Origin of the sequence: Sulfurimonas sp. hsl 1-7, from assembly GCF_030577135.1 — a bacterium.
GTDB classification, from domain to species: Bacteria; Campylobacterota; Campylobacteria; order Campylobacterales; family Sulfurimonadaceae; genus Sulfurimonas; species Sulfurimonas microaerophilus.
This window is the reverse complement of record NZ_JAUIRR010000002.1, coordinates 96,121-111,634: the sequence shown is the minus strand read 5'-3', so window position 1 is coordinate 111,634 and position 15,514 is coordinate 96,121. Positions and strand designations below refer to the sequence as shown.

The window sequence follows — 15,514 nt, the reverse complement described above, 5'->3', positions numbered from 1 at the left end:
AAAAAGAAAGGATAATGAGATAGGAAATTAATCCATATCCCATTTAATGATAGCACTTACATAGAATGTTTGTAGTCTATCAAGTTGATAAGTGTAAGTTGAACGCTCTATGTCATCTTTAAATGTCATAAATCTATATCCAAGCTCTACATCAACAAGTTCAGTTGCATGGTAATTAAAACCTAAATCACCACCAATATAGTTTAAGTTCTCATAGGCTGTATCATATGTAGTTGTTCCGGTAACTCTAAGGTTAGCGATACCACCATTGATACCTACGAAGAAGTTAACAGGTTCTGAAAAGTTAAACATATATTGTGCTTCAGCGCCATAAGTATTTAACCTACTTAACTTATCTGCATCATAATGTCTTGCACTAATGAAAATTCTGTAATTTTCAGTTTGTGCACCTACTTTAAGACCGATAGTTCCCATTCCGCCGTTTTCTTTACCTAGGTTAGAGATACCGACTCCAGAATCGTACACATTGGCACCTAGGTCACTGTAACCACCTTCAATAGCAAATAATGATTTTGTATTGAAAGTGTAGTCAGCCATTAAAGGCATAGCCGCGATAGAAGTAGCTAAAGCTAATTTCGTTAAACTATTTTTCATATTTTTCCCTTTCGCATAATAGATGATTATACATCATACTCTTTTATGGTATCTTTAAACTATGACACTTTTATACATTTGGCACAAAAATATGCACTAGAAAAAGCCCATTGAAAATTATAACCACCAAGTTCCCCAGTAACATCGACAACTTCACCTATAAAGTAAAGCCCTTTTACTTTTTTTGCCTCTAAAGTTTTAAAATCTAACTCATCTGCCATTATACCGCCGCGAGAGACCTCTGCTTTTGTAAATCCATAGTTTCCTGCAGGAGAAAATTTGTAGTTAGTGAGAGATTTGTCTTTCATCATATTACTAAGACGTTTTGGAAGACTCTCTTTTTTCTCTTCAGGGATGAAATTAACACTAATATCACCTTTATTCCAATACAATGATGCAGATAACACGGCTGGACCACTGAGACCTTTGTGTGTAAAAAGAAGTTCCTCTTTGAGAAGTTTATCTCCAACTTTTATGTTGACATAGGTGCTCAGACCACTTAACTCTTTCATCCAAAACTGTTCTTTTTGTACGGTTAGTCCAACAAGGGCAGGTGTAAATTCTTTTACTTCAAGACCAAAACTTTTAGCGATTTCAAGACCTATATCACTCGCACCAAGATTTGCAAAACTTTTTCCACCTGTTGCTACAACTACATTTTTTGCTTTTATATATTGTTTGTCTGTTTTGAGTATAAAAAGATCGTCCTCTTTTGTAAGGGAGATGATTTTGTGGTTAAGGTAAAAATGGTGTTGCTCATTGAGCTGTACTAGGAGGTTTATAATATCATCCGAAGAGTGTTTACAAAAATAGTAACGCTCTTTACGCAATTCAAGATCAATATGGTTACGATCTAAAAAACGAACTAGTTTCTCTTTATTGAACTTTTTAAAAACTTGTTTGATGAGCTCTTTGTTACCGTCAAAATTATTTGGTTTTACACTTACATTTGTGATATTACATTTTCCGCCACCAGAAATTTTGAGTTTTTTTGCAACTTTGTCATTTCCATCAACAATTGCAACAGAGAGTTTTTTGGGTAAGTTCGCTCCACACATCAGTCCCGAAGCGCCAGCCCCTAAAATAAGTACATCATAGTTTTTCATAAATGCAATTATAACTTTAGCGGACTAAAATTAGCTATAATTTCATAAATAAAATACAAAGTAGGGTAATGGCAAACAAACTACATATAGTCTCATTGGGATGTACAAAAAATCTTGTAGATACTGAAGTTATGATGGGACGACTCAAAAATTTTGAATTAACAGACAACAATGAAGATGCAGATGTAATCATTGTAAACACTTGTGGATTCATTGATGCTGCAAAAGAAGAGTCTATTAACACAGTTCTTTCTTTAGATGAAGCAAGAAAAGAAGATTCTGTTTTAGTAATGGCAGGATGTTTAAGTGAAAGATACCAAGAGGAGCTCCAAGAGCAGATCCCGGAAGTTGATATCTTTACTGGTGTTGGTGACTATGACAAGATCGATGAGCTTTTAGCACAGAAAAAAAGTAGATTTAGTGATGAAGTATATCTGATAGATGGTGCTGAAAGGGTAGTTACAGGTTCAACATATCATGCATATGTAAAACTGAGTGAAGGGTGTAATCAACAGTGTTCATTTTGTGCTATTCCAAGTTTCAAAGGAAAACTTAACTCTCGTGAGCTTGATTCAATTGCAAAAGAGGTTGAAAGTTTAGTAGCTAAAGGATACTGGGATTTCTCATTTGTATCGCAAGACTCTAGTTCATACCTAAGAGATAAAAATGTAAAAGATGGACTTTCATTGTTGATTGAGAGAATTGAACTTATCGAAGGTGTGAAAAGCGCAAGAATTCTTTATCTATATCCATCAACTACATCACTGAACCTTCTTAAACGTATAGAGAAAAGTGAAGTGTTCCATAACTATTTTGATATGCCTATTCAACATATAAACGATGATATGTTACGCATTATGAAAAGAGGTTTCGGCAAAGAGAAAACATTAGAGCTATTAAACTATATGAGAAATATGCCAAACTCTTTTGTAAGAACAAGCTTTATTGTTGGACATCCTGGTGAAACACAGGAGATGTTTGATGAGATGTGTGAATTTACTAAAAGTTTTGGATTCGATCGCGTAAATGTTTTTGCATATAGCGATGAGGAAACGACATCTGCTTACGATATGGTAGCAGATAAGATCGATGAAGAGACTATTGCAAAACGTGCAGAGATTTTAGGTGAAATCGTAAAAGAGGTGAGCCTTGAATCACTAGAGGCTGAGATCGGCAAAGAGGTTGATATCGTAATTGACGGTGAGAGCGACGAGCATGAGTACCTTTTAAGTGCACGTGAGATTCTTTGGGATAGAGATATTGACGGTGAGATCTTTGTTAACGACAGAACAGATGAGGATGCCGAAATTGTTTTCGGGAAACCGTACAAAGCGAAAATCACAGGTATTGCCGGTGATATTTTAATGGCAACAGTGGACAATGCTCCTTCAAACAACTAAAGAGCTCTTACAAGACTCTAAAAACCTTCTGGCATTTTCAGCCGGAGGTGATTCTACTGCACTATTATTTCTTCTTTTAGAAAATGAGATCAAATTTGACATTGCTATTGTTGATTACGGTATTCGTGAACAGAGTAAAGATGAAATTGCTTATGCAAGAGAATTGGCAGCTAAGTATGGATTTAGTTGTTATGAAAAAGCAGCTCAGGAAATTACGAAAAACTTTGAAGCTGAAGCTCGTTCATTACGATACGGTTTTTTTGAAGAGTTGATCGAAGAGTATAGATATGAGAACCTTTTAACTGCACACCATTTGGGCGATAGACTGGAATGGTTTTTGATGCAGTTATGTAAAGGTGCAGGGTGTGTCGAACTTTCAGGGATGAAAACTGTTGAAAAAAGAGAGAACTATAATCTTGTAAGACCGTTGCTCCATTTAGATAAGCAGGAGTTATTAGGGTATCTGAACTCCAAAGAGATAGATTATTTTGAAGATGAAACAAACAGTGATGAGAGTTATCAAAGAAACTATTTTCGTCATAACTTCTCTGAACCGCTTCTTCAAAAGTATAAAAGCGGGATTGAAAAAAGTTTTGCCTATATAGATCAGGATGTAGATTCTTTAATAGAAGAGACTGAAGTTAAAGTCGTAAATCAGTTGGCACATTTTGAATCAAAAGACAGAAGAACGAATCTTGTTTATATAGACAAATATTTAAAATCTTGCGGAGAATTGATAACGGCGAATGAGAAACAAGAGCTTTTGAAGCATGAAAGTGTTGTAATCGGGCGTAAATATATCGTTACACAAGATACTAAAAACGTATTTATAGCACCCTATGTTCAGGCGACGGGTCTAGAAAAAAAGTTAAAAGAGAAGTTCCGTGTGCTGGAAGTTCCCGTAAAACTTCGAGGTTATTTAGCCTCGGATGTTGAAGCACTTGAGTTTGTATCGTTATTGTTAGAGTAAACTCTCATAGTAAAAGAAGAGTTGATCATCTCGCCTTCTCTTTTAAAAACTATAGGAAAGTTCACAGCGATGATCCAATCAGCTTTATTGATTGCATCTAAAAAGTCGTAAAAATTAGTAGGTGAACTTATCTTTGAAGTGGTATTTACTTCATACACTGCAAAACCTTCATCATCTTTTGCTCGATCAACTTTAGAGATCTTTAGATCGGAAAAGTAAGTTTTATGCTGCTTCTCAAATCTTTGAGGATTAAAAGGTTTATCAAATGCTTGGATGATGTGTCTATTTTTACTTTGGAGATCTTTTAGCACATCGAGTGTCTCATCATAAAACTCTTGATATTTAGCATACTCATTGAGTTCTGTTTTAAAAGAGAGTCTTTCGATTCGATACTCTTTCCCTTTAGGGATAAGTACCGAAAAAGAAAATACAATCACAAAGATAAGCAGTACTATCGATATTAATGTCAGATAGAGATAGTGACGAGGGATACTAATTTTCATTTTCTAACTCCGCATCCATTTCATCAATGTAGTTTGTAGATACAAATCGCAACCAACCGTTTCCTGCAGGATAAAAACTGCTATATGTTTTATGGAAAATCGAGCGTAGAGGTGCTTGTAACATAAAGTTGTACACATCTTTATTTGGTGTAATACCGTAAAGAATTAATCCGTTTTGCAGCAGTTCTGCCTGAGAGAGTGTTATACGCTCGGGAACAAGGTCAAAGAGATTTGTAATAGAGTCTTTTAAGACACTGTTTTTTGTAAAAATTCTTTCGGAGAGATCTTTTTGTTTTTTAATATATGTTATTTGGTTTTTCATATTTTCTATATCTTTTTGCAACTCTAGTCTTGCTTCGATAGTTTCAGCTTTCTGTTTTTGGAAACTGTAGTCTTTGTATACCAAAAATATAAAAGTGGAAAAGATCATAATGAGTGTCATTGAAAAAAAAGTCACTAAGAGTTTGAGTTCTTGGGTAAAAGGAGTTTTCTTTCTTGGTTTTATATAACTGTATTTCATACACCAAGCTCCTCTTTTGCAAGTTCACAAATCTCTGCTCCTAGATCGACAGTTCTGATGTATGTATTTAAAAACATCTCCTCTTCAAGGTAACGTTTTAGGTCATTACTCACTTGCGTATTATCTGCAATATAGATGTTCTCAATGAACTTACTCTCATAGCGTGTATCTTTATAAAAATGGTTGATCGCATTTTGTATCAAAGAGAATCGTTGGTAGTCTTCATTGAAATGTGAATCTTCACTTTCTGATATCTCTGTTGCGTGTTCCTGAGCTTCATTTTCATAAAGTTCCTCTTCAAGGTCTTTTCCTTCAGAGAACTCATCAATATCCTCTAATGAGTCAAGATCTTCAATGTCGGAAAAATCTTCAAGCTCATCATCAACGTCCATATCATCAAGAACTATCCCTTCATCATCCAGGTCAAGTTCAAAATCTTTTTCATCTTCAAGATCGTCTAAAGCCATATTTTCCGATTCTAGATCGACCTCCATATCAAGATATTCTGCAAAAAGAAGTTCAGAATTTTCAAAAATAGCTAAAGATAAAGAGCTGTCTTCGATAAGTACAAACATTGCCAGGTTTTTATCGATTTTATCTTTAAAGAACTTCGTTAACACTACAAAAGGGGAAAATATAAAGTCTATCCCTATATCTTCATATTTTTTTTCCAGCTCATAAAGATCTGTTTTAGATGTGTACGTTGTCCAGCTGTTGTTAACACATTTGTACTCGGTAGTGGAAAGATCCTGATACTGTGCAAGTTTATTTTTATCACATGAAGGGAGAGCCCCTTGTTGGGCAGATGTATCTAAAAACGAGATGTAATAGTATGGAGATTCATTTGTATGACTAGTGATGTATTCATATATCTCTTCAGTTAGTTTTGTAGAGTGAAATACATGCTCATAGTGTGATACCTCATGTGTTTTTGAGTGTACCTCCACATGGATTGTTGTGCTAGATCTTTCAACAATAATGTTAATAAAAACTTTTAAGTACAAAGACTCCAGTATTTTACTTAGCACTAAGAACTAACCCCACATAATGGATGTGCTTTGTCATAGTTTTGTTTTTTCAAGGCACTACCTAATTTCGTATAGATTTGCGTTGTTGCCATCGAAGAATGACCTAAAAGTTCACTTACATCTACAATAGGGGCTCCACCGTTTAAAAGAGATGTCGCATACGAGTGACGCAGTTGATGAGGTGTTACTTTTAATGATATTCTAGCAAAAACTTTATTTATGATATATCTTAGACTATTTTCGCTTAATTTTTCGCCATTTTTTTCAAAAAGAAATTTTTTTGGCGAAAAATCTCGTAAATACTCCTCTAAAATTTTTTTTGTCGATTCTATTACCGGAATATCTCTTTGTTTGTTTCCCTTCCCGATAACGCGTACCCATTGCGGGGATATATCATTTAATTGTAGATTCGAAAGTTCTGAAATACGAAGACCCATAGTATAAAGAACGGTTATAATTAGTCTCTCTTGCAAATCAGCGTGTTGCAACGCTTCAACAATATGTTTATGTGCAATAGGTTTGGGGAGTGTTTTAGCGACTTTAACACTCTCATCAGCTTTGAGTATTACTTTGATTTGCATCTCTTTGAGGTATTCGCCAAAGCTTCGAACAGCACTGAGTTTTTTACTGATAGTTTTAGACTGGAGTTCTGAGATGTGGATACGGTAAGGCATCAAATTAAAAAGGATATGGTCATCCTCTTTAACAATCTCTATAATATCAAGGGCTTCATCTAAAGCCTCTTTATAGGTCTTTATAGTAAGGTCAGAGTAACCTTTGTAGGTTTTTAGATGGTCTAAAAACTTGAGTTTGTACTCATCTATCAACTTTTTCAAGGATTTTCTCAAACTGTTCATGGTATTTTGCCGCTTCACTGACAAGCTCTTTATTTGTAATGACACTAGGAGCAAGTTTTACATAACTCTCAACCATGATTTCACTCATAAGTTTTATTCTCGCTCTTTGTGCATCATCTATACTGTCTTGTGCAACCATTTCATTGATCTCTCTAAGATATTTTCTTGCTTCTTTGATATATTTTTCATACTTCATAGATGTTTTAGATTGTGCCATGATTGTTGAGGCCATTCTATTATATATATCTTCTGAAAAAGCTTCATTTGCAAGTGCATAAGCTGTGTTGTAATCACCCATTTCGTAGTAATATTTTGCTTCAAGAGATTTTTCGTAAGAGGGATTTGTTACAAAGAAGAGTATCATGAAAGAGACAATAAAAACAGCTATAAAAATAAAGAGATTTTTAATGTTCATGTTTGAGTAAACCTTCTTTTATTAGAGCCCTTGCAGCTTCAAGTTCCATCCCACAAATATCTATCTCTTGTGTGGAGTAGTAATGTATTGTACCAAAAGGTTTAGGAACTGTAAAGCGGTCCCAAGAATTAAACTGCCAATATTTCGTAGGTTTGATCTCTACAAGTACTATTTTTGCTTTTGCTTTTTGTGCCATCACGATAATACCATCGGCTACTTCATGGCGGGGACCTTTAGGACCATCGGGTGTGATCCCTATGTCATAACCCTCTTTTAAAGTCTTAATTGCTTGGATCAGTACTTTTGCAGGAGATTTATCGCTTGAACCGGCAAGTGTACCCAGACCAAAGTAGGAGATCGTTTTAGAGATCAGTTTTCCGTCAAAATGGGGTGAAATTAAAACTTTAGCATGCGGTTTTTTTCTGTAATGGCTGTAAAGATACGGAAGCATTAAAAGCTCACCGTGCCAACAGGCAAATATAATAGGGTTTTCTGAAATTGTTTCGGGAGAGTGGTAAACTTTTTTATTGGTACGGTATAAAAAACGGATCAGGAGAGATCCTAAAAGTGGAACAAATACCAGCGCTAAAAAGCGAGATAGTTTTTTACTCAACTATCTCCCCCGTACAGATTGTACGTCCAATCTGTGTAATTTTAACGTTTTTAAATTTGCCAAGAAGCTCTTCAGAACCTTTTACCTTAACAACAAGGTTAGCATTTGTACGACCTGAAACATAGTTGTCACGGTTAAGGTCTTCAAAGTAAACCTTATATGTTTTGTCTAGGTGTTTCTGCATATTTTTATCTATTATTTCTGTTTGCATTGATTGAAGATGAGAAAGTCTAGCTGAACCTATCTCTTCATCAACTGTATTTGTAAAGTGTTCTGCTTCGGTGTGTGGACGAGCTGAATATTTAAAGCTGAATATTTGATCAAACTCCACCTGTTTCATAACATCTAATGTATCTTCAAAATCCTCTTCACTCTCACCAGGGAAAGCAACGATGATATCTGTGGAGATACTCACATCAGGACACTCTTTGCGCAGTTTTTCAACTCTGTTTAAAAACCACTCCTTTGTGTATCCGCGTTTCATATCTTTGAGAACTTTTGTTGAACCTGATTGAAGCGGCATGTGCATAGATTTACAGATCTTAGGGTTTTTAGCAAACTCTTCGATAAACTCATCATCCATATGGAAAGGGTGAGGTGACGTAAAACGGATACGCTCTAAACCTTCTATCTTAGAAAGACGGCGTAGCAGTTCCGTAAAGTTTACTTTTTCGTGTTCAGAATCTGAGAATCTTCTTCCGTAGTTGTTAACATTTTGTCCAAGTAAGAAGATCTCTTTTGCACCGTTGTCAACAGCTTTTTTCGCTTCGTTGATAATCAACTCATCCGGAATAGAGATCTCTTCACCGCGAGTTTTAGGAACGATACAAAATGTACATTGCTTATCACATCCGATTGAGATGTTGATGTATGCTTTGTACGGAGATGTACGAAAATCATCAAAAGCAAATTCACTCTCATCGTAGTTGATATCGATCTCAACCGCTTTGTCTTTGTGAAGTACTTCAGAGATTTTAGAAACATTTCTAGCACCCAAAACAAAACTCACATAAGGGGCACGTTTGATGATCTCATCACCTAGATGTGAAGCGGTACAACCACATACACCTATCTTTGCTCCCTCTTTTTTCTTTTTGTTAAAAGCTCCAAGCTCCGAAAAAAGTTTTTGTACAGGTTTTTCACGTACTGAACATGTATTTATTAAAATTAGGTCAGCCTCTTTAAGATCTGTTGTTGTATCATACCCTTCACGCTCTTTAAGCTGCGCTATCATATGCTCTGAATCACGAGTATTCATCGCACAACCTAATGTTTCAATAAATAACTTTTTACTCATATTTTCTCTCTGTTTACGCCATTATATGTACTTGGTACATGTAATCGTTATCGCTTAATGCGTATTTTACTTCGTTCATATAGAAGCTTTTTCCTTCAGCTTCGAAGTGATCTTGTAATGCTAAAAGATCTTTGTGTGAGTTTTCTCTATCGAAATAAAGAATTACACTTTTCTCTTTTTCAACTAAAGATTCGATTTTTGCTAAGTCTATTTTCTTTGGTTTAGCGTCTAGCTCCATTCTTACAAGCTTTAAATCCATAACTTTTCCTTATATAGTCTTTTGAAAGTCTTGAATTATACTTTATTTGTAATAAAAGTCCGATTAAAGATGTTTTTATAACTACTTCGGTACAATTTCACACTATCAAATAAGAAATCCCCCAATTATTACTTATCATTGTCAGATTTCTTAAAAAACAAAGGATATTACTGTGGAAAAAATATTAGATATCGCAGAAGCTATTGCAAATGAAAAAGGTTTACAGCCCGAAAAAGTTTTAGAAGCGTTAAAAACAGCTTTTGTACAAACTGCAAAGAGAGTAATCAATCCAAATTTTGCTTTTGAAGCACAAATAGACGAAGTAAATAAAAAAATTAAAATTATTCAAACAATTACAGTTGTAGCAGATGATGACGCAAAATTAAAAGATGAAGAAACTGCACCTGCATATATGGCGATCAGTGATGCAAGAAGTTACGATGACCAAGTGGAACTCGGTGACCAACTTCAAGAAGAACATGATCTAGAAGACTACGGTAGAACTGCCGCTTCACAACTTCACCGTGAGATTGAGTATCACATCCAAAGAATGGTAGAAGATGAAGTATTTACTAAATATAAATCAAAAATCGGAACTATCGTAAACGGACGTGTTACACGTGTTGATTCAAATAATTCAACATATATCGAAGTAGATGAGATCCGTGCAGTACTTCCTATGAAAAGCCGTATTAAAGGTGAAGTGTTTAAAGTAGGTGATGTACTTAAAGCTGTAGTTCGCCGTGTAAATATGGATAAAGAAACAGGTATCCATATTGAACTTTCACGTACATCTCCAAAATTCCTTGAAGCACTTTTAGAACTTGAAGTACCTGAGATCGAAGATGGAAGTGTTGTTATTGAAAAATCAGCTCGTATCCCTGGTGAGAGAGCAAAAATTGCTATCTACTCTACACACCCGCAAGTTGATGCAGTAGGTGCTACTGTTGGTGTTAAAGGTGTACGTATTAATGCTGTAAGTGAAGAGCTTATCGGTGAAAATATTGACTGTATCGAATATACAAACATTCCTGAACTTTTTATATCTCGTGCGATGAGTCCGGCAATTATCTCTCATGTTGAGATCGTAAAAAATGAAGAGGGTGAAAACGAAAAAGCTATCGTAACTCTTCCAAGTGACCAAAAATCTAAAGCGATTGGAAAAAGCGGTATAAATATCCGTCTTGCTTCTATGTTATGCGGTATGGATATCGAGTTGATTGAAAACGATTCTATGAGTCCGGAAAGCAGCGTTGAGCAAGAGGAAGAAAAAGACGGCGTAGATGCACTAGAGGCGTTATTTAACTAGAATCCGTTAAATCTTAGTAAGTTCATAAACGAACTTACTTGTGCATATAAGGGTTTAATCTTAAAAGGATTAAATCCGCTATCACGTTTCCAAGAAGCGTTAAAAAAGCACTTATCATAAGAATCCCCATAATAGTCGGGTAATCGCGTGAAAGTGCACTTATATAAAAAAACTGTCCCATCCCGTCTATTCCAAAGATCGATTCTAAAATAACACTCCCACCGATTAAAGCTGGCAATGAAAGACCAAGTAACGTCACGATAGGCGGTAAGAGATTCGGCAAAATATAGTATCGCAGTAGTTGTTTATTTGAAAGTCCGCGTGAGCGTGCAAAATAGTAATAATCACTTTTAAGTATCTCTAATGTCAGTGAACGGATATAGATGATCATACTTCCAAGTCCCCCAAAGATCATAATAGAGATAGGCAGTACCAAATGCCAAAGCATATCGAGATAATAATGTAAACCCTCACCCTCAATATCTACAGAGTGTAAACCCGCAATAGGAAAGAGTTTGAAGTTCACCGAAAAAATTATGATCAGAAGCAGGGCCAAATAAAAAGAGGGCATTGAAAACGATAAAAGAGAGAGTTGTCTAATCGCCAAGTCCGATTTTTTCTCATAACTCAGAGCCGCTTTTATCCCTAAATATAAAGAGAGAATAAACACAAACACGAGTGAAGTGATGTTGATAGTAAGTGTAATGGGAAGTCGTTTTAAGATTTCAGAAGCTACATCTGCTCCGCTCACAAAAGAGATACCGAAGTTAAGCTGTACCATATTGCCTACCCAGTCGGTATATTGAGTCAGTAGAGGTTTATCTAAACCATAAACGGCTTTGAGCTTTTCTATTGCTTCGGGTGTCATATTGGGATTGAGTTCACCCGCTCCAAAAAAGCTGTTAGGTGCTGCGTGGATCGCTAAAAATGAGATGATTGAGATTAGTAGTAACATCCCAAAAATATAAGAAAGTTTTTTCAGTAATATTTTCATAGGGATGATTATAACAGATTTAGATGATAAGCATCGCATCACCGTAAGAATAAAAACGGTATTTATTTTTAATAGCTTCCTCATACAACTCTAAAGTTTTTTCAAGTCCTACAAAAGAGGCTACCAGCATAATGAGTGTTGATTTTGGCAAATGGAAGTTTGTCAGCAGGTGATTTACCCGAAGCGGTTTATTGTTTGGGTGAAGGAAAAGATTCGCTTCACCGCTAGTTTGGTTTTTATGTCTTGCATAAAACTCTACGGTTCTTGTTGAGGTTGTCCCTACACTTAAAATCGGCTGTGCAGAGTCTAAAATCTCTTTTGCCTGCTCAGAGATCTCATAAAACTCAGAGTGCATAGGGTGCTCTGTAATTACATCCGCTTCAACAGGTTTAAATGTTCCGCTGCCTACATGTAATGTAACGTAGGCGTGTTTATAGTTCTTACATACTCTTTTGTGCTGCTCTGGCGTGAAGTGAAGCGAGGCTGTGGGTGCTGCGACTGCACCTTCATTCTGTGCAAAAACGCTTTGGTACTCATTTGCATCCTCTTCGTTATCTTCTCTTTGAATATATGGAGGAAGAGGAATATGCCCGATTTTATCTATGATCGGCAAAAGATCTTCAAAACGAAGTAGTTGATCATCTAAAAAGAAGTTTACAATACGTGTACCGTCATCTTTTAGCTCTTTTATAACTGCTTTGAGATTCTCATCAAAGAGTATCTCTTGAGCTTCTTTTACACGCCCGCGGATATATACATGGACATCGTTTGCATTTAATGCACGGTTGATAAGCAGTTCTATTTTCCCGCCGCTTGGCTTATGACCGTAAAGTCTCGCCTTTATAACTTTTGTATCGTTAAAAATAAGGGCACAATCTTTGGGGATAAACTTTTCAAGATCGTAAAAGTGTGCATGGGTAATAGTGTCGGATTTACGATCATATACTAGAAGTTTTGCGTGATCTCTTGGACTGGCAGGGTGTGTCGCAATGAGTTCATCCGGGAGATGAAAATCATAGCTTGAAGTCAGAAGTGCTTTATCTTGCACTTTCTTCCTCTTTTTCATCTTCTTCGTCATCTTCCTCTTCAAGAGGCGGCGCAGGGTTTACTACTTTAACTATCAAGATAGAGAAGCCGTAAAGGATAATAAGCGGACCGGCCATAAGCAGCTGTGTTAAAACATCCGGCGGTGTAAGAAGTGCGGCAACGATAAAGATAATAACAATGGCATATTTGAAAAATGCTGTCATTTGTCTATCGTCAACCAAACCTAAAAGTGCTAAAAAGTAAGCAAATACAGGAAGCTCAAATGCAAGACCGAAACCAAACATGATCTTTGTAAAAAAACCTACATAATCTTCAATGTTGATAAGCGGCGTAAATTTAAAAGAACCAAATGTGATCAAGAAGTCAAAACCAAAAGGGGTAACGATGTAGTAGGCAAACAAAACGCCGACTAAAAACATAAACGTTCCACCTACAATAAAGGGAATGATCATCTTTTTTTCATGTGAATATAAGCCCGGTGCTATAAACATCCAGATTTGAGAAAGAATAATAGGTAATGCTCCTAAAATTGCTGCAAAAAACGAAACTTTTAACGCTACGAAGAATGCACCGCCCACTTGACTTGTCGTAACCATACCGTCAGCTGCATGCACCGACTTTTTACCAACTTCGATCAAGGCATCATTTAAGGGTGTAACCATCCAGTCTAGGATCGGTTCGTGGAAGTAAAACATTACAAAAAACAAAACAATCAGGCTTCCGACAGAAATACCTAATCTTTTTCTCAGCTCAACTAAATGGGGTCTAATCTCTTCAAACATCTATATTTTCTTCTTCAGTTTTCTTTTTTTTCTTTTTCTTAAAAGTCACTTCTTCAGGTTCACTAGAAGCTTTTTTAGTTTCGGGTTGCGGTTCATCATCTAATAGATTATCTATATGAGAATTGATATTAGCAGCCTTTGAAACATTGTGTGATGCACGTTCTAACTCTTGTTTATATGCAAGTGCTTCTTGTTTAATATCTGCAACATGCATCTCTTCTTCTATAGTACTTTTCATAGTACCTAACGTGTTTTTCATGCTTCTGAAAAATTTAGCTATCTCTACCATTGTGCTAGGGAGCTTATCGGGCCCTAAAAATAAAACAGCAATAATGGCGATGATAAGTATCTCTGTAAAACCCATACCAAACATAATATAAGTGCCTTTAAAAATTATAGTTGGCGTGATTTTATCTAAAGAATGGTTAAAAAATCTTCAAGAATAAAAAATTCAATTCAAATAAAGCATAAATATATAAAATTCGGAAAAAATTAGGAGAAATATATGAGTCGTGTAATTATTGAAAAAGAGTGTGGTTGTTTCAAAAGAAGTGATTATCAAAACAATGTAGAGTATGCAACAAAAGAGGAAGCTTTAACACAGGCTTTAGAGATCGCAAAAGATATGAACGATGTATTTTGTAAAAAACATGTTTTCCAAGCTGTAGAAAACGGTGACGACATCGTTATCAAAGTAGATATGAACTAAGATGTTAGATAAAGAGCTATCTCGTCACTTAAGAGATACTCTTTATTAAAATATTTTTCCTCTTGAAAAATTAACTTTTCTTCTTGGACTAACAAGTCCGCTTTTTGAATCTCTTGTTTATCTAAAATATTTTTATCAATTCCCACAAGTGATCGAAGTCCTAAAAAGATCTTTTCTATCTTCATATCCTCGTCATTTAACTCCTCATCTCTAATATCGAGCGGATTTTGTATATATTTTTCTATATCGGGTTGCGGGTAATAACGTTTGTTTGCTATTCTGCCGACTGCACCGGCACCGACACCCAGATACTCTTCATACTCCCAGTATCCAATGTTGTGAACAGACCTGTATGTTCCGAAGTTACTGATCTCATACTGAGAAAAGCCTCTTTTTTCGATCTCCTCAAAAAGCCATTGTGTAATTTCCAGCTGCTCTTTTGACATTTGGGGTTTATTCTCAAACGCAGTCCCCTCTTCGATCGTTAAAGCGTAAGCACTCAAATGGTTGATCGGAAGTGAAAAAGCGAGTTCTAAATCGTTTTGCAGTAACTCCTTCGTATCTCCGAGTGTCGCATAGATAAGATCAAGAGAGATATTTTCAAAGCCCGCTTTTTTTGCATTGTTGACAGCTTCAAGCGCTTGTGCTGGATTATGGGCACGGTTGAGGAGTTTGAGTTTTTTCTCATCAAAACTCTGCACACCAAAACTAATACGGTTTACTCCAAGTGCTTTCATCCCTGTAAGCCACTCGAATGTCGCACTGTTTGGATTTGCCTCACTTGTTATCTCAACATCCTCTTTTAAATAAGGGGAGATAAGCTCAAATACCTCTTTATAAAGCTCTGGTGCAACTGTTGAAGGTGTCCCTCCGCCTATAAAAACAGATTTGATACTTTGTTTTTGAGGTTTGGATCTTTCTATCTCATAAATTAGCTGTTTTTTTAAGGCTTTCATATACTCCTGCTTGAGATGAAACTTATCTACATAAGAGTTAAAAGCACAATAAGAACATTTGGAATCGCAAAAGGGGATATGAAAATAGATGAGCATTGGATTCCTCTGGAGATTGAAGTTTAATATTGCGTATT

19 protein-coding genes are annotated in these 15,514 nt (G+C 35.8%); 4 read left to right on the top strand and 15 right to left on the bottom strand.

Annotated elements, in window-relative coordinates; all coding sequences use genetic code 11:
• Nucleotides 1–27: 27 nt before the first annotated feature.
• Both QWY88_RS04160 and QWY88_RS04155 read right to left on the bottom strand, forming a co-directional pair.
• Nucleotides 28–615, bottom strand: coding sequence for a hypothetical protein (locus QWY88_RS04160; RefSeq protein WP_304544400.1), 588 nt, complete (start codon nt 613–615; stop codon nt 28–30).
• Nucleotides 616–674: 59 nt separating this feature from the next.
• Complete coding sequence (locus QWY88_RS04155; protein ID WP_304544398.1) at nt 675–1,721, bottom strand: BaiN/RdsA family NAD(P)/FAD-dependent oxidoreductase; 1,047 nt, start codon at nt 1,719–1,721, stop codon at nt 675–677.
• 68 nt (nt 1,722–1,789) lie between these two features.
• On the opposite strand from QWY88_RS04155, the gene rimO reads away from it, so the two are divergent.
• Both rimO and tilS read left to right on the top strand, forming a co-directional pair.
• The gene (gene rimO / locus QWY88_RS04150; RefSeq protein WP_304544396.1) at nt 1,790–3,121 is read left to right on the top strand and encodes a 30S ribosomal protein S12 methylthiotransferase RimO; all 1,332 of its coding nucleotides are present in this window, start codon (nt 1,790–1,792) and stop codon (nt 3,119–3,121) included.
• The gene (gene tilS / locus QWY88_RS04145; RefSeq protein ID WP_304544394.1) at nt 3,102–4,091 is read left to right on the top strand and encodes a tRNA lysidine(34) synthetase TilS; all 990 of its coding nucleotides are present in this window, start codon (nt 3,102–3,104) and stop codon (nt 4,089–4,091) included. The genes rimO and tilS overlap by 20 nt, the downstream gene beginning before the upstream one ends.
• Here tilS and QWY88_RS04140 read toward each other — a convergent pair.
• From QWY88_RS04140 to QWY88_RS04105, 8 genes are read right to left on the bottom strand one after another with little or no spacing between them, the layout of a single operon-like run.
• Nucleotides 4,037–4,594, bottom strand: a complete 558-nt coding sequence (locus tag QWY88_RS04140; protein ID WP_304544392.1) for a hypothetical protein — start codon at nt 4,592–4,594, stop codon at nt 4,037–4,039. The two genes, tilS and QWY88_RS04140, sit on opposite strands and share 55 nt — an antisense overlap.
• Entirely contained in the window at nt 4,584–5,114 is a 531-nt protein-coding gene (locus QWY88_RS04135) for a hypothetical protein (protein WP_304544390.1), read from the bottom strand. Before QWY88_RS04135 ends, QWY88_RS04140 begins: the two co-directional genes overlap by 11 nt.
• Nucleotides 5,111–6,118: a hypothetical protein gene (locus QWY88_RS04130; RefSeq protein WP_304544388.1), complete on the bottom strand. Its 1,008-nt coding sequence runs from the start codon at nt 6,116–6,118 to the stop codon at nt 5,111–5,113. The genes QWY88_RS04135 and QWY88_RS04130 overlap by 4 nt, the downstream gene beginning before the upstream one ends.
• A gap of 23 nt (nt 6,119–6,141) precedes the next feature.
• Nucleotides 6,142–6,978 carry a tyrosine-type recombinase/integrase gene (locus QWY88_RS04125; RefSeq protein WP_304544386.1) on the bottom strand — a complete coding sequence of 279 codons (837 nt, stop codon included), beginning with the start codon at nt 6,976–6,978 and terminating at the stop codon, nt 6,142–6,144.
• Nucleotides 6,959–7,414 (bottom strand): PWWP domain-containing protein, encoded by a 456-nt coding sequence (locus tag QWY88_RS04120; protein WP_304544384.1) that lies wholly within the window; start codon nt 7,412–7,414, stop codon nt 6,959–6,961. The genes QWY88_RS04125 and QWY88_RS04120 overlap by 20 nt, the downstream gene beginning before the upstream one ends.
• Nucleotides 7,404–8,027, bottom strand: coding sequence for a lysophospholipid acyltransferase family protein (locus tag QWY88_RS04115; RefSeq protein WP_304544382.1), 624 nt, complete (start codon nt 8,025–8,027; stop codon nt 7,404–7,406). The genes QWY88_RS04120 and QWY88_RS04115 overlap by 11 nt, the downstream gene beginning before the upstream one ends.
• Nucleotides 8,020–9,324 carry a tRNA (N6-isopentenyl adenosine(37)-C2)-methylthiotransferase MiaB gene (gene miaB / locus QWY88_RS04110; protein ID WP_304544380.1) on the bottom strand — a complete coding sequence of 435 codons (1,305 nt, stop codon included), beginning with the start codon at nt 9,322–9,324 and terminating at the stop codon, nt 8,020–8,022. Before miaB ends, QWY88_RS04115 begins: the two co-directional genes overlap by 8 nt.
• 13 nt (nt 9,325–9,337) lie before the next feature.
• Nucleotides 9,338–9,583 (bottom strand): HP0268 family nuclease, encoded by a 246-nt coding sequence (locus QWY88_RS04105; protein WP_193114028.1) that lies wholly within the window; start codon nt 9,581–9,583, stop codon nt 9,338–9,340.
• Between the two features lie 172 nt (nt 9,584–9,755).
• On the opposite strand from QWY88_RS04105, the gene nusA reads away from it, so the two are divergent.
• Entirely contained in the window at nt 9,756–10,892 is a 1,137-nt protein-coding gene (gene nusA, locus QWY88_RS04100) for a transcription termination factor NusA (RefSeq protein ID WP_304544375.1), read from the top strand.
• A 34-nt stretch (nt 10,893–10,926) separates the two neighbouring features.
• On the opposite strand, the gene QWY88_RS04095 is transcribed toward nusA, so the two are convergent.
• The 4 genes from QWY88_RS04095 to tatB are packed head-to-tail and all read right to left on the bottom strand — an operon-like array spanning nt 10,927 to nt 14,088.
• A complete protein-coding gene (locus QWY88_RS04095; RefSeq protein ID WP_304544372.1) occupies nt 10,927–11,886 on the bottom strand; it encodes an ABC transporter permease in 960 nt (319 codons plus the stop codon).
• Between the two features lie 19 nt (nt 11,887–11,905).
• The gene (gene queA / locus QWY88_RS04090; RefSeq protein WP_369811212.1) at nt 11,906–12,952 is read right to left on the bottom strand and encodes a tRNA preQ1(34) S-adenosylmethionine ribosyltransferase-isomerase QueA; all 1,047 of its coding nucleotides are present in this window, start codon (nt 12,950–12,952) and stop codon (nt 11,906–11,908) included.
• Nucleotides 12,924–13,715: a twin-arginine translocase subunit TatC gene (tatC, locus tag QWY88_RS04085; RefSeq protein ID WP_304544368.1), complete on the bottom strand. Its 792-nt coding sequence runs from the start codon at nt 13,713–13,715 to the stop codon at nt 12,924–12,926. The genes queA and tatC overlap by 29 nt, the downstream gene beginning before the upstream one ends.
• Nucleotides 13,708–14,088 (bottom strand): Sec-independent protein translocase protein TatB, encoded by a 381-nt coding sequence (gene tatB, locus QWY88_RS04080; RefSeq protein ID WP_304544366.1) that lies wholly within the window; start codon nt 14,086–14,088, stop codon nt 13,708–13,710. The genes tatC and tatB overlap by 8 nt, the downstream gene beginning before the upstream one ends.
• A 132-nt stretch (nt 14,089–14,220) precedes the next feature.
• Here tatB and QWY88_RS04075 point away from each other — a divergent pair, with 132 nt between their 5' ends.
• Nucleotides 14,221–14,424, top strand: coding sequence for a hypothetical protein (locus QWY88_RS04075; protein WP_304544364.1), 204 nt, complete (start codon nt 14,221–14,223; stop codon nt 14,422–14,424).
• Here the strand turns inward: QWY88_RS04075 and hemW are convergent.
• On the bottom strand, nt 14,421–15,476 hold the full coding sequence (gene hemW, locus QWY88_RS04070; RefSeq protein WP_304544362.1) for a radical SAM family heme chaperone HemW: 1,056 nt from the start codon (nt 15,474–15,476) through the stop codon (nt 14,421–14,423). The two genes, QWY88_RS04075 and hemW, sit on opposite strands and share 4 nt — an antisense overlap.
• Between the last annotated feature and the right edge of the window lie 38 nt (nt 15,477–15,514).

Coding starts and splice junctions, on each gene's coding strand:
- QWY88_RS04160 (WP_304544400.1), bottom strand. CDS start 615: ATGAAAAATAGTTTAACGAAATTAGCTTTAGCTACTTCTATCGCGGCT.
- QWY88_RS04155 (WP_304544398.1), bottom strand. CDS start 1,721: ATGAAAAACTATGATGTACTTATTTTAGGGGCTGGCGCTTCGGGACTG.
- rimO (WP_304544396.1), top strand. CDS start 1,790: ATGGCAAACAAACTACATATAGTCTCATTGGGATGTACAAAAAATCTT.
- tilS (WP_304544394.1), top strand. CDS start 3,102: ATGCTCCTTCAAACAACTAAAGAGCTCTTACAAGACTCTAAAAACCTT.
- QWY88_RS04140 (WP_304544392.1), bottom strand. CDS start 4,594: ATGAAAATTAGTATCCCTCGTCACTATCTCTATCTGACATTAATATCG.
- QWY88_RS04135 (WP_304544390.1), bottom strand. CDS start 5,114: ATGAAATACAGTTATATAAAACCAAGAAAGAAAACTCCTTTTACCCAA.
- QWY88_RS04120 (WP_304544384.1), bottom strand. CDS start 7,414: ATGAACATTAAAAATCTCTTTATTTTTATAGCTGTTTTTATTGTCTCT.
- miaB (WP_304544380.1), bottom strand. CDS start 9,324: ATGAGTAAAAAGTTATTTATTGAAACATTAGGTTGTGCGATGAATACT.
- QWY88_RS04105 (WP_193114028.1), bottom strand. CDS start 9,583: ATGGATTTAAAGCTTGTAAGAATGGAGCTAGACGCTAAACCAAAGAAA.
- QWY88_RS04095 (WP_304544372.1), bottom strand. CDS start 11,886: ATGAAAATATTACTGAAAAAACTTTCTTATATTTTTGGGATGTTACTA.
- queA (WP_369811212.1), bottom strand. CDS start 12,952: ATGAAAAAGAGGAAGAAAGTGCAAGATAAAGCACTTCTGACTTCAAGC.
- tatC (WP_304544368.1), bottom strand. CDS start 13,715: ATGTTTGAAGAGATTAGACCCCATTTAGTTGAGCTGAGAAAAAGATTA.
- tatB (WP_304544366.1), bottom strand. CDS start 14,088: ATGTTTGGTATGGGTTTTACAGAGATACTTATCATCGCCATTATTGCT.
- QWY88_RS04075 (WP_304544364.1), top strand. CDS start 14,221: ATGAGTCGTGTAATTATTGAAAAAGAGTGTGGTTGTTTCAAAAGAAGT.
- hemW (WP_304544362.1), bottom strand. CDS start 15,476: ATGCTCATCTATTTTCATATCCCCTTTTGCGATTCCAAATGTTCTTAT.